The 7,103-nt window shown below is 63.6% G+C and carries 6 protein-coding genes and 2 pseudogenes; 7 read left to right on the top strand and 1 reads right to left on the bottom strand.

The features are described from left to right. Positions 1-39 precede the first annotated feature (39 nt). The 5 genes and pseudogenes from IQK56_RS28170 to hemN all read left to right on the top strand — a co-directional run. Positions 40-1,665: pseudogene (locus IQK56_RS28170) on the top strand (heavy metal translocating P-type ATPase); the annotation flags it as partial. Positions 1,666-1,859: 194 nt separating this feature from the next. Next, positions 1,860-2,399 (top strand): HAD-IC family P-type ATPase, encoded by a 540-nt coding sequence (locus IQK56_RS31560; RefSeq protein WP_341869557.1) that lies wholly within the window; start codon positions 1,860-1,862, stop codon positions 2,397-2,399. 111 nt (positions 2,400-2,510) lie between these two features. Continuing rightward, complete coding sequence (ccoS, locus tag IQK56_RS28165; RefSeq protein WP_032887669.1) at positions 2,511-2,723, top strand: cbb3-type cytochrome oxidase assembly protein CcoS; 213 nt, start codon at positions 2,511-2,513, stop codon at positions 2,721-2,723. Then, positions 2,716-3,399 (top strand): sulfite exporter TauE/SafE family protein, encoded by a 684-nt coding sequence (locus IQK56_RS28160; RefSeq protein ID WP_193901905.1) that lies wholly within the window; start codon positions 2,716-2,718, stop codon positions 3,397-3,399. Before ccoS ends, IQK56_RS28160 begins: the two co-directional genes overlap by 8 nt. Positions 3,400-3,501: 102 nt before the next feature. Further along, positions 3,502-4,884, top strand: a complete 1,383-nt coding sequence (gene hemN, locus IQK56_RS28155; RefSeq protein WP_150677081.1) for an oxygen-independent coproporphyrinogen III oxidase — start codon at positions 3,502-3,504, stop codon at positions 4,882-4,884. Here the strand turns inward: hemN and IQK56_RS28150 are convergent, their stop codons facing one another. Beyond that, on the bottom strand, positions 4,885-5,340 hold the full coding sequence (locus tag IQK56_RS28150) for a hypothetical protein (protein ID WP_193901904.1): 456 nt from the start codon (positions 5,338-5,340) through the stop codon (positions 4,885-4,887). Positions 5,341-5,493: 153 nt separating this feature from the next. Between IQK56_RS28150 and fnr the strand changes: the two genes are divergently transcribed. Together fnr and IQK56_RS28140 are read left to right on the top strand one after the other, a co-directional pair. Then, complete coding sequence (gene fnr / locus IQK56_RS28145; RefSeq protein WP_032887662.1) at positions 5,494-6,228, top strand: fumarate/nitrate reduction transcriptional regulator Fnr; 735 nt, start codon at positions 5,494-5,496, stop codon at positions 6,226-6,228. Between the two features lie 79 nt (positions 6,229-6,307). Then, a pseudogene (locus tag IQK56_RS28140) lies at positions 6,308-6,855 on the top strand (adenine phosphoribosyltransferase). The last annotated feature ends 248 nt before the right edge of the window (positions 6,856-7,103 follow it).

Below are 7,103 nucleotides of genomic sequence, written 5' to 3'. Positions count from 1 at the left end.
CCCCGATGAGGCCCTCCCAGCCAACCAAGATCCCTGACCATGACCAGCCCAACCCCCTGCTACCACTGCGCCCTGCCCGTCCCGCCCGGCAGCCGGTTCACCGCCGACATCCTCGGCGAGCGCCGCGAGCTCTGCTGTCCGGGCTGCCAGGCCGTAGCCGAAGCGATTGTGGCCGCAGGCCTGGAGAGCTATTACCAGCACCGCAGCGAAGCCTCGGCCAACCCCGAGTCGCTACCGGTGCAACTGGTCGACGAACTGGCGCTGTACGACCGCGCCGACGTGCAAAAACCCTTCGTCCACCACCAGGGCGAACTGGCCGAAACCACTCTGCTGATGGAAGGCATCAGCTGCGCCGCCTGTGGCTGGCTGATCGAAAAACACCTGCGCAGCCTGCCCGCCGTGGCCGAGGCGCGGTTGAACCTGTCCAACCATCGCTTGCAGGTGCGCTGGGCCGACGGGCAACTGCCGTTGAGCCAGGTGCTCAGCGAATTGCGCCATATCGGCTATGCCGCCCACCCGTATCAAGCCGACCGCGCCGCCGAGCAACTGGCCAGCGAAAACCGCCTGGCCTTGCGCCAACTCGGCGTGGCCGGGTTGCTGTGGTTTCAGGCGATGATGGCGACCATGGCCACCTGGCCCGAATTCAATATCGACCTGAGCCCCGAGCTGCATGTGATCCTGCGCTGGGTGGCGATGTTTCTGACAACCCCCATCGTGTTCTACAGCTGTGCGCCGTTCTTCAAGGGCGCCATGCGTGACCTGCGCACGCGCCACCTGACCATGGACGTGTCGGTGTCCCTGGCCATTGGCGGGGCTTATCTGGCGGGTATCTGGACCGCGATCACGGGAGTCGGCGAACTGTATTTCGATGCCGTGGGCATGTTTGCGCTGTTCTTGCTGGCCGGTCGCTACCTGGAGCGGCGTGCCCGCGAGCGCACAGCGGCGGCCACTGCCCAACTGGTCAACCTGCTGCCGGCTTCGTGCCTGCGCTTGAAAGGCGATGGCCAGAGCGAACGCATCCTGTTGAGCGAACTGGCCCTGGGCGACCGCGTGCTGGTGCATCCGGGCGCGGTATTGCCAGCGGATGGCGTGATCCTCGACGGCCAGTCCAGCATCGATGAATCCCTGCTCACTGGGGAGTACCTGCCACAACCGCGCCAGGTCGGCGACAGCGTCACCGCCGGCACCCTCAATGTCGAAGGCGCGCTGACCGTCGAAGTGCGCGCCCTCGGCCACGAGACGCGCCTGTCCGCCATCGTGCGTCTGTTGGAGCGCGCCCAGGCCGAGAAACCGCGCCTGGCGCAAATCGCCGACCGCGCCGCGCAGTGGTTTCTGCTGTGTTCGCTGATTGCCGCCGCGCTGATCGGCCTGCTGTGGTGGGAGCTGGACTCATCACGGGCGTTCTGGATCGTGCTGGCCATGCTGGTAGCGACCTGCCCGTGTGCATTGTCCCTGGCGACACCGACCGCCCTGACCGCCGCCACCGGCACCCTGCACAAACTCGGGCTGCTGCTGACCCGGGGCCATGTGCTGGAAGGCCTGAACCAGATCGACACGGTGATTTTCGACAAGACCGGCACCCTTACCGAAGGCCGCCTGGCCTTGCGCGCCATCCGCCCCTTGGGCGAGCTGGGCAGCGACGATTGCCTGGGCCTCGCCGCCGCCTTGGAAAACCGCTCCGAACACCCGATTGCCCGCGCCTTTGGCCGTGCGCCATTGGCCGCTGACGAAGTACTCAGCACCCCCGGTCTGGGCCTGGAAGGTCGCGTGGGCGAGCGTCTGTTGCGCATCGGCCAGCCGGGGTTTGTCTGCGAACTCAGTGGCTGCCCGATCCCCGCCCCGCCGGACGACGCCGGGCAATGGCTGCTGCTCGGCGACCGCTGCGCGCCCTCGCCTGGTTCGTGCTGGATGACCGCCTGCGCAACGACGCCCCGGCGCTGCTCGCCGCCTGCAAGGCACGCGGTTGGCGCACATTGCTGCTGTCCGGGGACAGTTCGCCGATGGTCGCCAGCGTCGCCCTTGAGTTGAACATCGACGAAGCCCACGGCGGCCTGCGCCCCGACGACAAGCTGCAGGTGCTGCAGCAGCTGCACAAGGAAGGTCGCAAGGTGCTGATGCTCGGCGATGGGGTCAACGATGTGCCCGTGCTCGCCGCCGCCGATATCAGCGTGGCCATGGGCTCGGCCACCGACCTGGCCAAGACCAGCGCCGATGCGGTGCTGCTGTCCAACCGTCTGGACGCCCTGGTGCAGGCCTTCAGCCTGGCGCGGCGCACCCGACGGGTGATTATTGAAAACCTGCTGTGGGCAGGCCTATACAATGGCCTGATGTTGCCGTTTGCTGCCTTGGGCTGGATCACGCCAATCTGGGCGCAGTCGGCATGTCCCTCAGTTCGTTGACCGTGGTGCTCAACGCCCTGCGCCTGACTCGCCTGCCGAGCGCGCAGGCCGTCAGCGCGCCCTCAATCACCCGCCCGCTGCCCGTATGAGCCGCCCGGGCCTGGAGTGCAGATGCCAGCTTTATACGTAATGATTCCGGCGGCGCTGCTGATAGTGGCCATCGCCATCTACATCTTCTTCTGGGCCGTGGACAGCGGCCAGTACGACGACCTCGATGGCCCGGCCCACAGCGTGCTGTTCGACGATCAGGACCCGAACCACCTGGCCGCCATCGACGAAGCCAACGGTCCCGAGCAACCGCCCAAAGACCCGCCTCATGCTTGAATTGGCGCCGCTGCTGGTCTCCGCGCTGATCCTCGGCCTGCTGGGCGGCGGCCATTGCCTGGGCATGTGCGGCGGGCTGATGGGCGCGCTGACCCTGGCGATTCCCAAGGAACAACGCAGCCGCCGGTTTCGCCTGTTGCTGGCGTACAACCTGGGGCGCATCCTCAGTTACACCACGGCCGGGCTGTTGATCGGCCTGGCCGGCTGGGCCGCGGCCAATAGCCCGGCGGCGATGTTCATGCGCGTGCTCGCCGGTTTATTGCTGATCTGCATGGGCCTGTACCTGGCGGGTTGGTGGAGCGGCCTTACCCGTATTGAAAGCCTCGGACGCGGCCTGTGGCGGCATATCCAGCCGGTTGCCACGCGTTTGCTGCCGGTGTCCAGCCTGCCCCGCGCTTTGCTGCTGGGCGCGCTCTGGGGCTGGTTGCCGTGCGGTTTGGTCTACAGCACCCTGCTGTGGGCCGCGAGCCAGGGCAATGCGCTGGACAGTGCACTGCTGATGCTCGCGTTCGGATTGGGCACCTGGCCGGTGCTGCTGGCGACCGGGCTGGCCGCCGAGCGCGTCACCGCGCTATTGCGCAAACGCAGCGTGCGCATGACCGGTGGCTTGCTGGTCATCGTGTTCGGGATCTGGACCTTGCCAGGACCGCACCAGCACTGGCTGATGGGCCATTGAATCGCCATGTGGCATAGCGCCGCTCCCCGTTGATGCAAATCAAGATGCCATCGCCGCCCCGCCCCTAGACTCGGCCCATTAGCCTATCCGGGGGACGCCCGCATGCTCGACGCCATTCGTTGGGACACCGATCTGATTCATCGCTACGACCTGGCGGGACCACGCTATACGTCCTACCCCACCGCCGTACAATTCGACAGCCAGGTCGGCACCTTCGACCTGCTCCACGCCCTGCGCGACAGTCGCAAGGCCGTGCGCCCCTTGTCGCTGTATGTGCATGTGCCGTTCTGCGCCAACATTTGCTATTACTGCGCCTGCAACAAGGTGATCACCAAGGACCGTGGCCGCGCCCAGGCGTACCTGCAACGCCTGGAGCAGGAGATCCAATTGGTGGCCTGCCACCTTGATCCGAAACAGCCGGTGGAGCAGCTGCATTTCGGCGGTGGCACCCCGACGTTTCTCAGCCACGACGAGCTGCGCCAGATCATGGGCCGCCTGCGCCAGCATTTCCATTTGCTCGATGATGATTCCGGCGACTACGGCATCGAGATCGACCCACGCGAAGCCGACTGGGCCACCATGGGCCTGTTGCGTGAGCTGGGCTTCAACCGCGTCAGCATTGGCCTGCAAGACCTCGACCCCGAGGTACAGCGGGCGGTCAATCGCCTGCAAAGCCTGGAAGAGACCCGTGCGGTGATTGATGCGGCGCGCACCCTGCAGTTTCGCTCGATCAATATCGACCTGATCTACGGCCTGCCCAAGCAGACGCCGATCAACTTCGCACGCACCGTGGAAGAGGTGATCAAACTGCAACCGGACCGCCTGTCGGTGTTCAACTACGCGCACCTGCCGGAGCGCTTCATGCCCCAGCGGCGCATCAACAGCGACGAGCTGCCGGCGCCGGCGGAAAAGTTGCTGATGCTGCAAACCACCATCGAGCAATTGACCCAGGCCGGCTATCGCTACATCGGCATGGACCACTTCGCGCTGCCGGATGACGAACTGGCCATCGCCCAGGAAGAAGGCACCCTGCAACGCAACTTCCAGGGCTATACCACCCATGGCCATTGCGACCTGATCGGCCTCGGTGTGTCGGCGATCAGCCAGATCGGCGACCTGTATTGCCAGAACAGCAGTGACCTCAACGGCTACCAGAACACCTTGGCCGGTGCGCAGCTGGCGACCAGCCGAGGCTTGGTCTGCACCACGGATGATCGGCTGAGGCGGGAGGTGATTCAGCAGTTGATCTGCACGTTCAGCCTGGCATTCGAACCCGTCGAACAGGCCTTCAACATTGATTTTCGTGGGTACTTCGACGAGATCTGGCCGCAGCTTGAGGCCATGGCCGAGGACGGCCTGATCGAACTCGACGCCCAGGGCATCCGGGTGCTGCCCGCCGGGCGCTTGCTGGTGCGCTCGGTGTGCATGGTGTTCGACGCGTACCTGGAGCACCAGAACCGGCAGCGGTTTTCCCGGGTGATCTAGTTACATCGACAACGAAGCCGCCTTGAGCGCCTGATCGGCACTCATGGTTTTCATGGCCTTGGCCAAGGAGATCTGGGCCGTCATCAAACCGGCCTGCAAGGAACTGATGGCACCTTGCACGCTGGCGGTCTTGGCCTGGACCTGCTCCGGGGTCAGGCTCTTGTCGGCCGCAATGGCCTGGAGCTCGGCCATTTTTTCGGCGATCTGCTGCTTCAACTGACGGATCATTTTCAGGACTTGTTTAACGTTGTCGTCCAGGCCGCTGTCGTCGATATCGGCGTTGGCACTTTTGACCGCCCCCGCCGCCTTGAAGCCATCCGGCGAAATGCTCACCTTCACGCCTTCCGTCGCGGCGGGCGTCGATGAGGATTCCTCTGCCTCAGGCACCGCAGCGGGCTTGGCCGGCTCTGGGTTTGGCACACGAATGGCGGGGTTGTTGGCGGCGATAATCAACATGCGCTGAGCTCCTGCTCATGGACGTACACAGATGTATCGGCGTCGATACACAAAGCTTTATACCGCTGCCGGTTTTTTGTACAGGCTGGCCTGACCGCCCCCCAGTGCGTTACCCTTACGTCTTATGTGTGTTTTCCCACAAGGATTTAAGAAATGTCCGAGCCAGTCAAACTGCGCGCTCACAGCCAGGCTCACTGCAAGGATTGCAGCCTGGCCCCCCTCTGCCTGCCACTTTCGCTGAATCTGGAAGACATGGATGCGCTGGACGACATCGTTAAACGCGGTCGCCCGCTGAAAAAAGGCGAGTTTCTGTTTCGCCAGGGCGACCAGTTCGACTCCGTCTATGCAGTACGCTCAGGCGCGCTGAAGACCTTCAGCCTGAGCGACAACGGCGAAGAGCAGATCACCGGTTTCCACCTGCCGAGCGAACTGGTGGGTTTGTCGGGCATGGACACTGAGATGCATCCCGTGTCGGCCCAGGCGCTGGAAACTACGTCGGTGTGCGAAATCCCCTTCGAACGTCTGGACGAACTGGCCATACAGTTGCCTCAACTGCGCCGTCAGCTGATGCGCGTGATGAGCCGCGAAATCCGTGACGACCAGCAGATGATGCTGCTGCTGTCGAAGAAAACCGCCGACGAGCGCATCGCGACATTCCTGGTCAACCTCTCGGCGCGATTCCGGGCCCGTGGTTTCTCGGCCAACCAGTTCCGCCTGAGCATGTCGCGCAACGAAATCGGCAACTACCTGGGCCTGGCGGTGGAAACCGTGTCCCGCGTGTTCACCCGTTTCCAGCAGAACGAGTTGATTGCCGCCGAAGGCAAGGAAGTGCACATCCTCGACCCCATCCAGCTGTGTGCGCTGGCAGGTGGTTCTCTAGAGGGCTGATGCAGACACTTGCGGCCGGGCCATTTGGCAAGGCCGCAGGTATACTTCGAGTCCGTTTTCCTCCCAGGACTCTTCGACGATGACCTTCGATTCGTTCGACATCAAATCCCTGATCCGCCCCGTCATCGACTTCCCCAAGCCTGGGGTGATCTTCCGTGACATCACGCCGCTGTTCCAATCGCCCAGGGCCTTGCGCCTGGTGGCCGACACCTTTGCCCATCGCTATGTCGAAGCCGACTTCACCCATATCGGCGCGATGGATGCCCGCGGCTTCCTGATCGGTTCGATCATTGCCTATCAATTGAACAAACCGCTGATCCTGTTCCGCAAGCAGGGCAAGCTGCCGGCGGACGTGCTGGCCGAGGGTTACCAGACCGAATACGGCGAGGCCTTCCTGGAAGTGCACGCCGACAGCCTGTGCGAAGGCGACTCGGTGTTGATGTTCGATGACCTGATCGCCACGGGCGCACCCTGATTGCCGCGGCGAACCTGGTGCAGCGCATGGGCGCGAAGATTTTTGAAGCGGCAGCGATTATTGATTTGCCGGAGCTGGGTGGCTCGCAGCGGTTGGAAGACATGGGGATTCCGACGTTTTGCCTGACGCAGTTTGCGTTGACTGAAAGGTAGTGGTTGTCGGGGCCGGCCATCGGGGGCAAGCCCCTCCCACATGTTGAATGTATTCACAGATCAGAGGTGGGAGGGGGGCTTGCCCCGATTGCAGTGTTTCAGTCAAAGAATTTGTTAACTGATCCACCGCCTTCGGGGGCAAGTCGAATTGTCGCCCCCTTCCACATTTTCAGTCCTGCGCTGATCGTCAGAGGGCGATCGGCTTGCGACCGGCGAAGGAGTGGGCCAGGGTGCCACCATCCACCAAT

Source organism: Pseudomonas cyclaminis, assembly GCF_015163715.1.
In the GTDB taxonomy this organism is placed as follows: Bacteria; Pseudomonadota; Gammaproteobacteria; order Pseudomonadales; family Pseudomonadaceae; genus Aquipseudomonas; species Aquipseudomonas cyclaminis.
Note: the sequence above shows the minus strand (reverse complement) of the source record. Positions and strands in the feature narration are given on the sequence as shown.